The 15,203-nt window shown below is 57.6% G+C and carries 7 protein-coding genes, 3 rRNA genes and 2 pseudogenes; 10 read left to right on the top strand and 2 right to left on the bottom strand.

Annotated features, from left to right (window positions below; genetic code table 11):
- Positions 1-22: 22 nt before the first annotated feature.
- Entirely contained in the window at positions 23-1,096 is a 1,074-nt protein-coding gene (locus tag LOY53_RS20825) for a diguanylate cyclase (protein ID WP_258704183.1), read from the bottom strand.
- A gap of 130 nt (positions 1,097-1,226) precedes the next feature.
- Between LOY53_RS20825 and LOY53_RS20820 the strand changes: the two genes are divergently transcribed.
- Positions 1,227-2,321 (top strand): MBL fold metallo-hydrolase, encoded by a 1,095-nt coding sequence (locus LOY53_RS20820; RefSeq protein WP_258703248.1) that lies wholly within the window; start codon positions 1,227-1,229, stop codon positions 2,319-2,321.
- 3 nt (positions 2,322-2,324) lie between these two features.
- On the opposite strand, the gene LOY53_RS20815 is transcribed toward LOY53_RS20820, so the two are convergent.
- On the bottom strand, positions 2,325-3,221 hold the full coding sequence (locus LOY53_RS20815; protein WP_099455111.1) for a formate/nitrite transporter family protein: 897 nt from the start codon (positions 3,219-3,221) through the stop codon (positions 2,325-2,327).
- Positions 3,222-3,676: 455 nt separating this feature from the next.
- Between LOY53_RS20815 and LOY53_RS20810 the strand changes: the two genes are divergently transcribed.
- The 9 genes and pseudogenes from LOY53_RS20810 to LOY53_RS20770 all read left to right on the top strand — a co-directional run bounded on the left by LOY53_RS20810 (position 3,677) and on the right by LOY53_RS20770 (position 15,190).
- A 16S ribosomal RNA gene (locus LOY53_RS20810) occupies positions 3,677-5,213 on the top strand.
- Positions 5,214-5,523: 310 nt separating this feature from the next.
- Positions 5,524-8,416: ribosomal RNA gene (locus tag LOY53_RS20805) — 23S ribosomal RNA — on the top strand.
- Positions 8,417-8,544: 128 nt separating this feature from the next.
- Positions 8,545-8,660, top strand: a 5S ribosomal RNA gene (gene rrf / locus LOY53_RS20800).
- Together the 16S, 23S and 5S rRNA genes form the textbook arrangement of a ribosomal RNA operon.
- Before the next feature lie 291 nt (positions 8,661-8,951).
- A complete protein-coding gene (locus LOY53_RS20795) occupies positions 8,952-10,595 on the top strand; it encodes an acetolactate synthase large subunit (RefSeq protein ID WP_099455110.1) in 1,644 nt (547 codons plus the stop codon).
- A 323-nt stretch (positions 10,596-10,918) separates the two neighbouring features.
- Positions 10,919-11,815 (top strand): nitrilase family protein, encoded by an 897-nt coding sequence (locus LOY53_RS20790; RefSeq protein ID WP_258703247.1) that lies wholly within the window; start codon positions 10,919-10,921, stop codon positions 11,813-11,815.
- Between the two features lie 11 nt (positions 11,816-11,826).
- A pseudogene (locus tag LOY53_RS20785) lies at positions 11,827-12,965 on the top strand (hypothetical protein).
- Positions 12,962-13,745: pseudogene (locus tag LOY53_RS20780) on the top strand (asparaginase domain-containing protein). The pseudogenes LOY53_RS20785 and LOY53_RS20780 overlap by 4 nt, the downstream one beginning before the upstream one ends.
- 90 nt (positions 13,746-13,835) lie before the next feature.
- The gene (locus tag LOY53_RS20775; RefSeq protein ID WP_252825590.1) at positions 13,836-14,387 is read left to right on the top strand and encodes a UPF0149 family protein; all 552 of its coding nucleotides are present in this window, start codon (positions 13,836-13,838) and stop codon (positions 14,385-14,387) included.
- Positions 14,388-14,560: 173 nt separating this feature from the next.
- On the top strand, positions 14,561-15,190 hold the full coding sequence (locus tag LOY53_RS20770) for a glutathione S-transferase family protein (RefSeq protein WP_258703246.1): 630 nt from the start codon (positions 14,561-14,563) through the stop codon (positions 15,188-15,190).
- The last annotated feature ends 13 nt before the right edge of the window (positions 15,191-15,203 follow it).

The following is a 15,203-nucleotide window of genomic DNA, read 5'->3' as shown; positions in this document are numbered from 1 at the left end:
GCAAGGCAATCAGGAAGGAGGTTCAGTCAGGATAGGCCAGCCTGAGCCCGGTGGCCTCGCGTTGCGCGAAATTGACCTGGTCGCGGCCAGCGTGTTTGGCGGTGTAGAGCGCCTTGTCGGCCTGTTCGAGCCAGTGTTCGGGGGATTCAAGGTCGGCGTCGAAGGCAGACAGGCCGATGCTGAGGCTGATCCGCAAATGTGGTAACTGCGGATTGCGGTAGCTCGCCACCCGCTCGCGCAAGCGCTCCATGGCCAGGCAGGCCTGGGCCTCGTTGGTGTCCGGCAGGATCACGCAGAATTCGTCGCCACCGTAGCGCCCGGCCTGGTCGACCTCACGCAGGTTGCGTTTAAGCTCCTCGCTCATCTGGCGCAGCACGCAATCGCCGACTACGTGGCCGAAGGTGTCGTTGATGGTCTTGAAGTGGTCGATGTCGATCAGGGCGATGACCGCCTGCTGCTGCTGTTGCTGGCAGGTCTGAAACTTGACCAGCAGCAGGTCTTTCCAGGCACCGTGGTTGAGCAACCCGGTCAGGCTGTCGGTAAGACTGAGCGCACTGAGGCGGCGCTTGTGCTCTGCCAGTTTGATTGCCAGGCGATAACAGACCCAGCCAAGGGCCAGCGGGTAGAGGGTCAGCATGGGCAAGCACGCGTAAACCTGCACGGGCGTGGCAGTGAGTTGCAAGCCAGGGCCGAGCACGAACGTGGCCACGAGCATGCCGGCAAGCTGGGCCAGCACGCCACGGACGACCAGGCGCTTGCCGCCCGCGGCGACGTTGTTCATGGTCATCATCGACAGCACGGTCACGCTGGGCAGCGGGTTGAAGTGCATGGCGGCGGTCCAGAAGCCGCCCATCAGCGAGTCCAGCAGCAGGTTGCGTTGCTCTGCCTGGTAAGGCGCTGCCGAGCGCATCGCCCACAGGTAGGCCACATGCGGCCAGACAATCCCGTTGAACAGCATCAGCAGCCAGACCCAGGTGGGCGGCGATAGCGGCGCCACGGCAGCCATTACACTGAACAGGCCGATGCCCATGCCGATGATGCGCGGCAGGTAGATGCGCTTGACGAAAGAAAGGCCCTTGCCGCTGCGGTTGTCCATCATGGTCATCGTTCTTCTGCTTAGGCGCCGTTTATCGCATAACGCGTGTGAATATTGTTGAACAGTGTTTCATCTATGAAAAATGACCTTACAAGCCAATTCACGGTTGATCTGATCACTGTGGGGTAATATGAAGGCTTTCCTGTTGCTTGGAGTGCTCATGCTCATGGTTCCCATGGCTAACGCTGCCGGCGAATCGGCGCCTCAACGGGACGGTCGTTTCCATAATCAGGCCCGCCTGCCTCAGGACGGCGTGATGAAAAAGCTGCGCATCGGCCTCAAGTACCTGTTTTTGCGCAAGCCGCCCGACACTCGGCCCTCCACCCCCCTCCAAGTACAGCCCATGACCCGACAACAGGTGCTTGATGCGCCTGATCACAGCCTGTGGCGCCTTGGCCATTCGACGCTATTGCTGAAGTTGCGCGGGCGCTTCTTTATTACCGACCCGGTATTCGCCGAGCGCGCCTCACCGGTGCAGTGGGCAGGGCCGCAACGTTTCCATGCACCACCGCTTGGCCTGGACGAACTGCCGCCATTGGCCGCGGTGATCCTGTCCCATGATCACTTCGATCATCTGGATGAGCAGGCGATTCGACGGCTTGCCCCGCGTACGGGGGTGTTTCTGGCACCGCTTGGGGTGGGTGATCTGTTGATCGAATGGGGGGTTGCAGCAGACAAGGTGCGCCAACTGGATTGGTGGCAGGACACTGAAGTTGAAGGGGTGCGCTTTGTCGCGACCCCAGCACAGCACTTCTCAGGGCGTGGCCTGTTCGACAGTAACCGGACCTTGTGGGCGTCCTGGGTGATGATCGATGAACAACTGCGGTTGTTTTTCAGCGGCGATACAGGCTACTTCGAGGGCTTCAAACAGATCGGCGAGCGCTACGGGCCTTTTGACCTGACCCTGATCGAAACTGGGGCCTATAACGTCGCCTGGCCGAGCGTGCACATGCAGCCGGAGCAGAGCCTGCAGGCACACCTCGACCTGCAGGGGCGCTGGATGCTGCCGATCCATAACGGCACCTTCGACTTATCCACCCATGCCTGGCAAGAGCCATTTGAGCGTATCCTGGCCCTCACTGAGCAAGCGCAGGTGCGGCTATGCACCCCGCAGATGGGCGAGCGGGTCAGCCTGGACTCGCCGCATGCCGGGCAGAACTGGTGGCAGCCCAAACCTGCGCATCAGCGAGAGCGGTCGACAGAGCGTGCCGTGGCGGTGCGCTGAGGGTCATTTTTCAGCGTCTTGCTGGCGAGGTGAGGGCGGCTTCTGGTCGTCCAGTAAACGCGAAGGCGGCTTGCCGCTGTCACTGCGCACCTGCGCATGGCTGATCAGCGCGAAGATGAAGCTGCCACCAATGATGTTGCCGGCCAGGGTCGGCAGGGCGAATGCGAGCAAGAAGCTGCGCCAGGTCTCTTCACCGGCCCAGACCAGGTAGGACACTTCCACCGAACCGACGACAATATGGGTGAAGTCACCCAGCGCCATGAAGTAAGTAATCATCAGGATGATCCAGATCTTGGCGTGCTCCATCGACGGGATCATCCAGACCATGGTGGCGATCATCCAGCCCGACACGATGCCTTTGGCGAACATCTGGCCGATATCGTTCTTCATTACCTTGCGCCCGACCTCTAGAAAGGCCACGTCGGTCTTACCGTCGAAGATCGGCAGCTCCAGCATGACCCAGGCGACCAGTAGGGTGCCGGCCAGGTTACCGAGTAATACCACGCTCCATAGGCGCAGCAGGCGACCCAGGTTGGCCAGGGTAGGCGATGTCATCACCGGCAGCACAGCGGTGAGTGTGTTCTCTGTAAACAGTTGCTGGCGGGCGAGGATCACCGCCAGGAAACCTGCACTGTACCCAATGCTTGCAATCACCTGGGCGCTGTCGCCCTCGGGGAGGCGGGCATAGAACAAACCCATGGCCATGAGCGATAGCCCCATCGACAACCCGGCGGCCAGCGCTGACCACCACAGGGCTGCGATCGTGCGCTCCAGCTCTTGGTCGCCCTGGTAGCGAATGATCTCGTGCAGCACCGCTGCTCGTGGCGGCTGGTTATGGCTGACTTCCTGCTCTTCATCCGCCGACAGGCCTGGCGTTTTCTCGCTTTGCGTCTCGCTCATGGTTGCCACGCTCCGTGGGGTGTTTATCTACAGATCGGTTGCGTCTTCATTAGTTGCGAAGGGCGGTCAAACACTGCTGGAAAGTTTTTTAGATCAGGGTGTTGACTCTGATTTCAAAGCGCGTATTATTCGCCTCCTCGCAGCGATGAACGCTTCGGGGCAAGCGGCAAGTTGTTGAAGTTGAAAGCTTTCGAAAGAAAGCGAAGTTAAAAAACTTCAAAATAAACGCTTGACAGCAAATGAGGAAAGCGTAGAATGCGCGCCTCGGTTGAGACGAAAAGCTCTTAACCAAACGCTCTTTAACAAATTGAATCAAGCAATTCGTGTGGGTGCTTGTGAGTATGGACTGATAGTCACAAAGATTATCAGCATCACAAGTGGCCATGCGAGAAATCACATAGTCATTTGAGATTGCTGAGCCAAGTTTAGGGTTTCTTAAAAACCCAAGCAGTATTGAACTGAAGAGTTTGATCATGGCTCAGATTGAACGCTGGCGGCAGGCCTAACACATGCAAGTCGAGCGGATGAGAAGAGCTTGCTCTTCGATTCAGCGGCGGACGGGTGAGTAATGCCTAGGAATCTGCCTGGTAGTGGGGGACAACGTTTCGAAAGGAACGCTAATACCGCATACGTCCTACGGGAGAAAGCAGGGGACCTTCGGGCCTTGCGCTATCAGATGAGCCTAGGTCGGATTAGCTAGTTGGTGGGGTAATGGCTCACCAAGGCGACGATCCGTAACTGGTCTGAGAGGATGATCAGTCACACTGGAACTGAGACACGGTCCAGACTCCTACGGGAGGCAGCAGTGGGGAATATTGGACAATGGGCGAAAGCCTGATCCAGCCATGCCGCGTGTGTGAAGAAGGTCTTCGGATTGTAAAGCACTTTAAGTTGGGAGGAAGGGCAGTAAGCGAATACCTTGCTGTTTTGACGTTACCGACAGAATAAGCACCGGCTAACTCTGTGCCAGCAGCCGCGGTAATACAGAGGGTGCAAGCGTTAATCGGAATTACTGGGCGTAAAGCGCGCGTAGGTGGTTTGTTAAGTTGGATGTGAAAGCCCCGGGCTCAACCTGGGAACTGCATCCAAAACTGGCAAGCTAGAGTACGGTAGAGGGTGGTGGAATTTCCTGTGTAGCGGTGAAATGCGTAGATATAGGAAGGAACACCAGTGGCGAAGGCGACCACCTGGACTGATACTGACACTGAGGTGCGAAAGCGTGGGGAGCAAACAGGATTAGATACCCTGGTAGTCCACGCCGTAAACGATGTCAACTAGCCGTTGGAATCCTTGAGATTTTAGTGGCGCAGCTAACGCATTAAGTTGACCGCCTGGGGAGTACGGCCGCAAGGTTAAAACTCAAATGAATTGACGGGGGCCCGCACAAGCGGTGGAGCATGTGGTTTAATTCGAAGCAACGCGAAGAACCTTACCAGGCCTTGACATGCAGAGAACTTTCCAGAGATGGATTGGTGCCTTCGGGAACTCTGACACAGGTGCTGCATGGCTGTCGTCAGCTCGTGTCGTGAGATGTTGGGTTAAGTCCCGTAACGAGCGCAACCCTTGTCCTTAGTTACCAGCACGTTATGGTGGGCACTCTAAGGAGACTGCCGGTGACAAACCGGAGGAAGGTGGGGATGACGTCAAGTCATCATGGCCCTTACGGCCTGGGCTACACACGTGCTACAATGGTCGGTACAGAGGGTTGCCAAGCCGCGAGGTGGAGCTAATCTCACAAAACCGATCGTAGTCCGGATCGCAGTCTGCAACTCGACTGCGTGAAGTCGGAATCGCTAGTAATCGCGAATCAGAATGTCGCGGTGAATACGTTCCCGGGCCTTGTACACACCGCCCGTCACACCATGGGAGTGGGTTGCACCAGAAGTAGCTAGTCTAACCTTCGGGAGGACGGTTACCACGGTGTGATTCATGACTGGGGTGAAGTCGTAACAAGGTAGCCGTAGGGGAACCTGCGGCTGGATCACCTCCTTAATCGACGACATCAGCCTGCTGATGAGCTCCCACACGAATTGCTTGATTCATTGTTGAAGACGATCAAGGCCTTTTATAGGCCTAGTCTTGTTCCTGATCAGAACTCGGAAATGAGCATTCGCATCGAATGTTGATTTCTGACTTTTGTCAGATCGTTCTTTAAAAATTCGGATATGTGATAGAAATAGACTGAACACTACTTTCACTGGTAGTGGATCAGGCTAAGGTAAAATTTGTGGGCTCGAAAGAGCAAAACGAATTTTCGGCGAATGTCGTCTTCACAGTATAACCAGATTGCTTGGGGTTATATGGTCAAGTGAAGAAGCGCATACGGTGGATGCCTTGGCAGTCAGAGGCGATGAAAGACGTGGTAGCCTGCGATAAGCTTTGGGGAGTCGGCAAACAGACTGTGATCCAGAGATCTCTGAATGGGGGAACCCACTCAGCATAAGCTGAGTATCTTGTACTGAATACATAGGTGCAAGAGGCGAACCAGGGGAACTGAAACATCTAAGTACCCTGAGGAAAAGAAATCAACCGAGATTCCCTTAGTAGTGGCGAGCGAACGGGGACCAGCCCTTAAGTTGGTTTGAGATTAGTGGAACGCTCTGGAAAGTGCGGCCATAGTGGGTGATAGCCCCGTACACGAAAATCTCTTATCAATGAAATCGAGTAGGACGGAGCACGAGAAACTTTGTCTGAATATGGGGGGACCATCCTCCAAGGCTAAATACTACTGACTGACCGATAGTGAACTAGTACCGTGAGGGAAAGGCGAAAAGAACCCCGGAGAGGGGAGTGAAATAGATCCTGAAACCGTATGCGTACAAGCAGTGGGAGCCTACTTTGTTAGGTGACTGCGTACCTTTTGTATAATGGGTCAGCGACTTATATTCAGTGGCGAGCTTAACCGAATAGGGGAGGCGTAGCGAAAGCGAGTCTTAATAGGGCGTTTAGTCGCTGGGTATAGACCCGAAACCGGGCGATCTATCCATGGGCAGGTTGAAGGTTAGGTAACACTGACTGGAGGACCGAACCGACTACCGTTGAAAAGTTAGCGGATGACCTGTGGATCGGAGTGAAAGGCTAATCAAGCTCGGAGATAGCTGGTTCTCCTCGAAAGCTATTTAGGTAGCGCCTCATGTATCACTGTAGGGGGTAGAGCACTGTTTCGGCTAGGGGGTCATCCCGACTTACCAAACCGATGCAAACTCCGAATACCTACAAGTGCCGAGCATGGGAGACACACGGCGGGTGCTAACGTCCGTCGTGAAAAGGGAAACAACCCAGACCGTCAGCTAAGGTCCCAAAGTCATGGTTAAGTGGGAAACGATGTGGGAAGGCTTAGACAGCTAGGAGGTTGGCTTAGAAGCAGCCACCCTTTAAAGAAAGCGTAATAGCTCACTAGTCGAGTCGGCCTGCGCGGAAGATGTAACGGGGCTCAAACCATGCACCGAAGCTACGGGTATCACCTTTTGGTGATGCGGTAGAGGAGCGTTCTGTAAGCCTGTGAAGGTGAGTTGAGAAGCTTGCTGGAGGTATCAGAAGTGCGAATGCTGACATGAGTAACGACAATGGGAGTGAAAAACTCCCACGCCGAAAGACCAAGGTTTCCTGCGCAACGTTAATCGACGCAGGGTTAGTCGGTCCCTAAGGCGAGGCTGAAAAGCGTAGTCGATGGAAAACAGGTTAATATTCCTGTACTTCCAGTTATTGCGATGGAGGGACGGAGAAGGCTAGGCCAGCTTGGCGTTGGTTGTCCAAGTTTAAGGTGGTAGGCTGAGATCTTAGGCAAATCCGGGATCTCAAGGCCGAGAGCTGATGACGAGTTGCCTTTAGGCGACGAAGTGGTTGATGCCATGCTTCCAAGAAAAGCTCCTAAGCTTCAGATAACTGGGAACCGTACCCCAAACCGACACAGGTGGTTAGGTAGAGAATACCAAGGCGCTTGAGAGAACTCGGGTGAAGGAACTAGGCAAAATGGCACCGTAACTTCGGGAGAAGGTGCGCCGGCGAGGGTTAAGGACTTGCTCCGTAAGCCCATGCCGGTCGAAGATACCAGGCCGCTGCGACTGTTTATTAAAAACACAGCACTCTGCAAACACGAAAGTGGACGTATAGGGTGTGACGCCTGCCCGGTGCCGGAAGGTTAATTGATGGGGTTAGCGCAAGCGAAGCTCTTGATCGAAGCCCCGGTAAACGGCGGCCGTAACTATAACGGTCCTAAGGTAGCGAAATTCCTTGTCGGGTAAGTTCCGACCTGCACGAATGGCGTAACGATGGCGGCGCTGTCTCCACCCGAGACTCAGTGAAATTGAAATCGCTGTGAAGATGCAGTGTATCCGCGGCTAGACGGAAAGACCCCGTGAACCTTTACTATAGCTTTGCACTGGACTTTGAATTTGCTTGTGTAGGATAGGTGGGAGGCTTTGAAGTGGGGACGCCAGTTCTCATGGAGCCATCCTTGAAATACCACCCTGGCAACTTTGAGGTTCTAACTCAGGTCCGTTATCCGGATCGAGGACAGTGTATGGTGGGTAGTTTGACTGGGGCGGTCTCCTCCCAAAGAGTAACGGAGGAGTACGAAGGTGCGCTCAGACCGGTCGGAAATCGGTCGTAGAGTATAAAGGCAAAAGCGCGCTTGACTGCGAGACAAACACGTCGAGCAGGTACGAAAGTAGGTCTTAGTGATCCGGTGGTTCTGTATGGAAGGGCCATCGCTCAACGGATAAAAGGTACTCCGGGGATAACAGGCTGATACCGCCCAAGAGTTCATATCGACGGCGGTGTTTGGCACCTCGATGTCGGCTCATCACATCCTGGGGCTGAAGCCGGTCCCAAGGGTATGGCTGTTCGCCATTTAAAGTGGTACGCGAGCTGGGTTTAGAACGTCGTGAGACAGTTCGGTCCCTATCTGCCGTGGACGTTTGAGATTTGAGAGGGGCTGCTCCTAGTACGAGAGGACCGGAGTGGACGAACCTCTGGTGTTCCGGTTGTCACGCCAGTGGCATTGCCGGGTAGCTATGTTCGGAAGAGATAACCGCTGAAAGCATCTAAGCGGGAAACTTGCCTCAAGATGAGATCTCACTGGGATCTTGAATCCCCTAAAGGGCCGTCGAAGACTACGACGTTGATAGGTTGGGTGTGTAAGCGCTGTGAGGCGTTGAGCTAACCAATACTAATTGCCCGTGAGGCTTGACCATATAACACCCAAGCAATTTGCTAGCGCGAATTGCGGTGGTGAAGACGAAAGACCCGAAAGTTCGTAACCACAAAATCGCATATCCGAATTCGCTGGGCTGTCCATCTGGACATTCTGGCTACAGAATTTCTTGACGACCATAGAGCATTGGAACCACCTGATCCCATCCCGAACTCAGTAGTGAAACGATGCATCGCCGATGGTAGTGTGGGGTTTCCCCATGTGAGAGTAGGTCATCGTCAAGATTCATTTCGCAAAACCCCTATCTGCGCAAGCAGGTAGGGGTTTTGTCTTTTCTGGCGTTTATAAGCGCAGATCCGCTGTCTCCAGGCAAAGATGTTTTGTCCGTCCTGTACCTCTCCAAACGCGCTCAAGGGTGCGACAATTAATCCTGTTCGTGCACGTGACTTTGCCCTGCCTAACCTGCGTCAAGACTTAGGTTCGGGGCACTCTCGCGCCCGAATAGAGCGATGCCAGCGTGCCGTGCTGCGCATTTATGGACTTTCACCGTCCTATCACTTGAGGTAGAGAGCAAGATGGCTAAGGCCGCCGATGTCGTTGTGCAATGCCTGGAAAACGAAGGTGTCGAGTATGTGTTCGGCATCCCTGGTGAGGAAAACCTCGACCTGCTGGAATCCCTGCGCAAGTCGAAGATCAAGCTGGTCCTGACCCGCCACGAACAATCTGCGGGCTTCATGGCCGCCACCTATGGCCGCCTGACCGGCAAGACCGGCGTCAGCCTGTCGACCCTCGGCCCTGGCGCGACCAACCTGGTCACCGCCAGTGCATACGCCTACCTCGGCGGTATGCCGATGATGATGATCACCGGCCAAAAGCCGATCAAGAAGTCCAAACAGGGCCGCTTCCAGATCATCGATGTGTGCGGCATGATGGCCCCCATCACCAAGTACACCCATCAGTTCGCCTCGGCCGACAACATTCCTTCGCGCATGCGTGAAGCGTTCCGTCTGGCTGAAGAAGAAAAACCAGGCGCCGTGCACCTGGAACTTCCGGAAGACATCGCTGCCGAGCAGACCGATGCCATGCCGATCCCGCGCAGCCTGCACCGCCGCCCGCTGGCCGAGCACGTGGCCATCGAAGCCGCCATCGAAAAACTGCGCACCGCACGCAGCCCGATCCTGGTGATCGGTGCCGGCGCCAACCGCAAGATGACTGCCAAGGTCCTCAAGCAGCTGATCGACAAGACCGGCATTCCGTTTGTCACCACCCAGTTGGGCAAGGGTGTGGTCGACGAGCGCAGCCCGCGCTTCCTGGGCAACGCCGCGCTGTCGTCCGGTGACTTCGTCCACCGCGCCATCGAAGCGGCCGACCTGATCATCAACATTGGCCACGATGTGATCGAAAAGCCGCCGTTCTTCATGGTCCGTGGCGGCACCGAAGTCATTCACATCAGCTTCCGCTCCGCCGAAGTCGATGCCGTGTACTTCCCACAGGTCGAAGTGATCGGCGACATCGCCAACGCCGTCTGGCAGATCGCTGAAGGCCTGGGCGACACCTCGCACTGGGACTTCACCCGCCTCATGGCCATCCGTGAAGCCAACGAAGCGCAAATCGCCGAAGGTGCCGACGACGACCGCTTCCCGGTCTACCCACAGCGCCTGGTCGCCGACATCCGTCGCGTGCTGCCGTCCGAAGGCATCGTTGCCCTCGACAACGGCATCTACAAGATCTGGTTCGCCCGTAACTACAAGGCCCACAAGCCGAACACCGTGCTGCTCGACAACGCCCTGGCGACCATGGGCGCAGGCCTGCCGTCCGCGATGGCCGCGCACCTGGTGTACCCGGACCGCCCGGTGATCTCGGTATGTGGCGACGGCGGCTTCATGATGAACAGCCAAGAGCTGGAAACCGCAGTCCGTCTGGGCATGCACGTCACCGTGGTAATCTTGCGTGACGACGGCTACGGCATGATCCGCTGGAAGCAGGCCAACATGGGCTTCACCGATTTCGGCCTGGACTACGGCAACCCGGACTTCGTCAAATACGCCGAAGCCTACGGTGCCAATGGCCACCGCGTGGAAAGCGCCGAAGGCTTGCTGCCGCTGCTCGAGCACTGCATCAAGACCCCAGGCGTACACGTGATCGACTGCCCGGTCGACTACAGCGAGAACGACCGCATCCTCAACAGCGAGCTGCGTGAGCGCGCGCTGGCGGTATAAGGTTTAGCGGCCTATTTGCGGGGCAAGTCGGACCGCCTCACCACCGTTGCTATAGATCACCACAGCGCTCAAAAACTGTGAAGTACCTGTAGCAACGGCGGTAAGGCGGCTCGACTTGCCCCGTGAATGCTTTGGCTGGTCTCTTGAAAATCCCCACGTTTCCATTCTCAGTTCCCCCAATCCTCGGCAATCTGCACGTAGGACCCTTCCCTCAATAATTCTTCCTTTTCCCTACGATCTTGTGGGAGCGTCCTGACTGTCGCTCCCAGGCTCAACCCCGCTTTACTGGCGCCCTTCCGCAACAAACATAAAAGGAAGCCGCCATGTCTGAACACTGCACCCCTGTCAGCCCCGTGCGCATCGCAGTCATCCAGTATGACCCTCAAGTGGGGGTCGAGCACGGTGATCGCAATGTGGGCAGGGGCCTGGCATTGGCCCGGCGCGCCGTGCGCGAAGGTGCCAACCTGATTGTGCTGCCAGAGCTTGCCAACACCGGTTATACGTTCCACTCGCGGGCAGAAGCCTATGCCCATGCGCAGCCCCTGCACGACGGGCACAGCGTCCAAGCCTGGGCGGACTTTGCGCGGGATCATCACATCTACCTGGCGGCGGGGTTCGCCGAACGGGATGGGATGAAGCTGTATGACAGCGCCGTACTTTTCGGCCCCGAAGGCATGCTTGGGCATTACCGCAAAGCGCACTTATGGAACCAGGAAAAGCTGTGGTTCACGCCCGGTAACCTCGGGTTCCCGGTGTTCGAAACCCCCATTGGGCGTATCGGCCTGCTCATCTGCTGGGATATCTGGTTCCCCGAAGTCCCCCGCCTGTTGGCTGCACAAGGCGCCGACATCCTCTGCAGCCTTAACAACTGGGTGTGGACGCCGCCGCCGCTGTTCGATGAGGCCGGGCGCTGCATGGCTTCTTACCTGACCATGACCGCAGCACACGTCAACAACGTCTATATCGCCGCTGCCAACCGAATTGGCAGCGAGCGTGGCGGTCGTTTTCTGGGCTGTTCGCTGATTGCCGGCACCAACGGCTGGCCGATCGGAGAAGTGGCAAGCGCTGAAGAGGAAAGCATCCTCTATGCCGATGTGGACCTCAGTGCGGCTCGGTCTGCGCCGATCTGGAACAGCCTCAATGATCTGCCGCGAGATCGGCGTACCGATCTTTATGACCACACCCTCGGTTATCGCCTGCATGCCCCGATGCCGCGCTGAGGAGGCAGAACATGAACGAGATAAGCATCCCGAACAGGCAAAGGCCACCGCTGGTGATATTGGCCTGCCTGACCGTATTGCTGATACTTAGCCTGGTTTTCGGCCAATGGCCGGACTACGCACAGCTCACCGCCACCCTTGATCACCCCCTGAGCCGTTTGCGCTGGATAGTCGGCGACATCAGCGAAGTCGCTTTCTACAAGCACGAGTTGCCGGCTTTGGGCCTGCTGCTGGGGGCCTGTCTAGCGCATTGGGCCGGTCTTCGTGGCTACCGCTGGCAAGGCTTTGCCATTTGTTGTGGCCGTGGGTGTTCACCAGCTCGCTGCTCGGCCTGCTGCTTAGCCACGTCCTGTGGGGGTGGACGCTGGCTGGGGGAGGCTGGCAACCGACCTTCGTCGCTTTCGTGTCGCTGCCGGCTGCCATGGTATTGCTGTTTGGCGGAGGCTGGCAGGTGACGATTACCGGGGCGCTACTCGGTGCGCTGCTGGTAACGCCTGCCAGCCTATTCCTGGTCAATTACCTGTGCATCCCTTTGCAGTTGCCAGTGGTCATCGGCAACGTTGGCGGCATGGCCGTGGCGAGCGTGGTGGCTTTCCTGCTGTGCATGCGTTTCCCGTTATGGGTGCACCAAGGCAAAAGGCCCGCGGGGTTGCAGCCCGTCAGCCGTCAACCTGATTACGGTGTGGTCTGGACCCTTCGACGTGTGTTGGCTGACTTCAGTGAAGCGCCATTTTTCGGCAATGAGCTTGCCAGCCTCGGGCTGTTGTTTGGCCTGCTGTTGGCCTACGTGATTGCTCCTGCAGCACCGGCCTACGGTTCGCAACTGGTCGTGCAGATGGTGGCAGGCCAGGCGCTGGCGTCATTGGTGGGGGTGCTGGTGTGGCGTCGTCAATGGCAGGCGCGCGGCTGGTACCCCACTTACATCCCCATTGTGTCGATCGTTCCGGCTGCCGTGCTGATGCACGGGGGTGACTGGCAGGTCGTGGTAACCAGCGCGGTGCTGGGTGCGCTGGTAGCGCCGCCATTGGCGGTGGCCATCAGTGGCCGGTTGCCAAGCTATATGCATGGCTACATCGGCAATGTCTTGTCCATGGCCTTCAGTACATTGGCAATCGTGCCGCTGGTGGGGCTGATAGGAGGTGCGGCATGACTGAGTCTCCAGAGTTGCCTCGGCTGTCGATCGCCAGCCTGGGCGGCACCGTCAGCATGCAGGCCGATACGGTTGAGGGGGGTGTAACGCCAACGCTCGATTGTGAGAAGCAACTGTCCTTGCTGCCAGCGCTCAGGCAGATGGCGCACCTCGAAGTGGCGACGCTGGGCATGCTGCCCAGCGCCTCGCTTGGGTTTGTGACGCTGCTTGAAGTGCTGGCCTGGGCGCGTGGTCAGATAGCGCGCGGTGCGCAGGCCGTGATGCTCACCCAAGGGACCGATACGCTGGAAGGTTGCCAGCCTGGCGATGGCCGCTTTTGAGTCACCTGGCAGTGGCCCCTTGGGCGAAGTGGTCGAAGGTGTTGCGCGCTATCACCATCAGCCTTCACCACGGGCAGTACTGCCAATCCTGCATCGTCTCGATCATCGCGTTGCCCTGTTGGAGGCCTGCGTGGATGCGGACACTGCCCTGTTGCAGGCCTTGCCGGCGCTGAGTTACGAGGGGCTGGTGATTGCGGGGTTTGGTGCTGGGCACGTTTCGGGCGCCTGGTCCGAGATGCTGGGCCAACTCACGCCCGGCTTGCCAGTGATCATGGCAACCCGCACAGGCAGGGGGGCAACGGCGCTGGCGACCTATGGGTTTGTCGGCGGCGAGATCGACCTGCAGAAAAAAGGGCTGCACATGGCTGGGCAACTTAGCCCGCGCAAGTGCCGAGTCCTGCTCTGGCTCTTGATCGGGTCAGGCAGGCAGGCCCTGCTGCACACGTGGTTGCCACGCTAGCGAAACTGCCCGCAGCCTCGTCGCTGCGGGCAGCCTTCTGGTGCGTGCTGTGCTAGGGTGCGTGCACTTTTGCTTTTCAGGACAACGCCCATGCTCCCCGCGCTCAGCGAAAAAGAACTCGACCGCCTCGAAGACCTGCTGATCACCTACGGCAACGATTATTCGGTACTCAACCTGTCCGAGCTCAATGGCTTTTTTACCGCCCTGGCCAGTTCCCCGAACATCGTCCACCCGGAACAATGGTTGCCAGCCGTGGCGGGTGGCAAGGTGCCGAAATTCAAGAAGCCCGCGCATGAAGAGGCGTACACGGCGCTGATGTTGCGTTACGCCAGCCAGGTGGCGGATGAGGTGGGTGACAACATCGATCAGTTCGAGCCGCTGTTCGAGGAAAATGAAACCGACGATGGTGCTGTAATCATCATGGAAGAGTGGTGCTTCGGCTATATGCGCGGTACCCAGGTCGCCAGCTGGGATGCGTTGCCGCCTGAGCAGGATCAACTGCTCAAGGCCATTTCCCTGCATGGGCTGGAGGACAACTTCGAGTTGCTCGATCAAATGAGTGGAGAGGACATTCAAGCCTGTGTGCCTCAGGTGATCGAGGCGGCACGCCAGTTGTTCAAGTTCCATAATCAGCTGCACTGAGCCGTAGATGCAGCTTATGCACTTCACTGTAAAAGCGGCCTAGCGCCGCTTCTACAAGCATTATTCCGCCACGCGAAATTATGGTTTCCCCCCAGCACTGATTCTGCTGCCAGTCGAATCGGTCCAACATGGCCTCCACCAGCCCATTCCGGCGCTGACCAGGAGCCAAGCCCATGTCGACCGCGATCAAACTCTACAATTTCCCCAAGTCTGGCCACGCGCACCGTATCGAGCTGATGCTCTCGTTGCTGAAGCTGCCGACCGAGCTGGTTTTCGTCGACCTGGCCAAAGGTGAGCACAAGCAGCCCGCGTTCCTGGCCCTCAACCCGTTCGGCCAGGTGCCGGTCATCGACGACAACGGCACCGTCATCGCCGACTCCAACGCCATCCTGGTGTACCTGGCCAAGAAATATGACAACGGTACCTGGTTGCCCGAGGAGCCCGAAGCCGCAGCGCGCGTGCAACGCTGGCTGTCGGTCGCCGCAGGCCCATTGGCCTTTGGCCCGGCCGCTGCTCGCCTGGTGACCGTGTTCGGCGCCGCCTTCAACACCGATGAAGTCATCGGCCGTGCCCACACGCTGCTCAAGGTGATCGACGCCGAACTGGCCAAGGCCCCCTTCCTGACAGGCAGTCAGCCCACCATCGCCGACGTTGCCAACTACTCCTACATCGCCCACGCACCAGAGGGCAATGTCTCGCTTGAGCCGTACGCCAACGTGCGCAGTTGGCTGGCACGGATCGAGGCGTTGCCAGGTTTCGTGCCGATGCCGCGCACCGCCACGGGCCTGCAAGCCGGCGATTGAGCTCAACCCCCTT

It is taken from the genome of Pseudomonas sp. B21-031 (assembly GCF_024748985.1).
GTDB lineage: Bacteria > Pseudomonadota > Gammaproteobacteria > Pseudomonadales > Pseudomonadaceae > Aquipseudomonas > Aquipseudomonas kermanshahensis.
Note: the sequence above shows the minus strand (reverse complement) of the source record. Positions and strands in the feature narration are given on the sequence as shown.

Coding starts and splice junctions, on each gene's coding strand:
- LOY53_RS20825 (WP_258704183.1), bottom strand. CDS start 1,096: ATGGACAACCGCAGCGGCAAGGGCCTTTCTTTCGTCAAGCGCATCTAC.
- LOY53_RS20820 (WP_258703248.1), top strand. CDS start 1,227: ATGAAGGCTTTCCTGTTGCTTGGAGTGCTCATGCTCATGGTTCCCATG.
- LOY53_RS20815 (WP_099455111.1), bottom strand. CDS start 3,221: ATGAGCGAGACGCAAAGCGAGAAAACGCCAGGCCTGTCGGCGGATGAA.
- LOY53_RS20795 (WP_099455110.1), top strand. CDS start 8,952: ATGGCTAAGGCCGCCGATGTCGTTGTGCAATGCCTGGAAAACGAAGGT.
- LOY53_RS20790 (WP_258703247.1), top strand. CDS start 10,919: ATGTCTGAACACTGCACCCCTGTCAGCCCCGTGCGCATCGCAGTCATC.
- LOY53_RS20775 (WP_252825590.1), top strand. CDS start 13,836: ATGCTCCCCGCGCTCAGCGAAAAAGAACTCGACCGCCTCGAAGACCTG.
- LOY53_RS20770 (WP_258703246.1), top strand. CDS start 14,561: ATGTCGACCGCGATCAAACTCTACAATTTCCCCAAGTCTGGCCACGCG.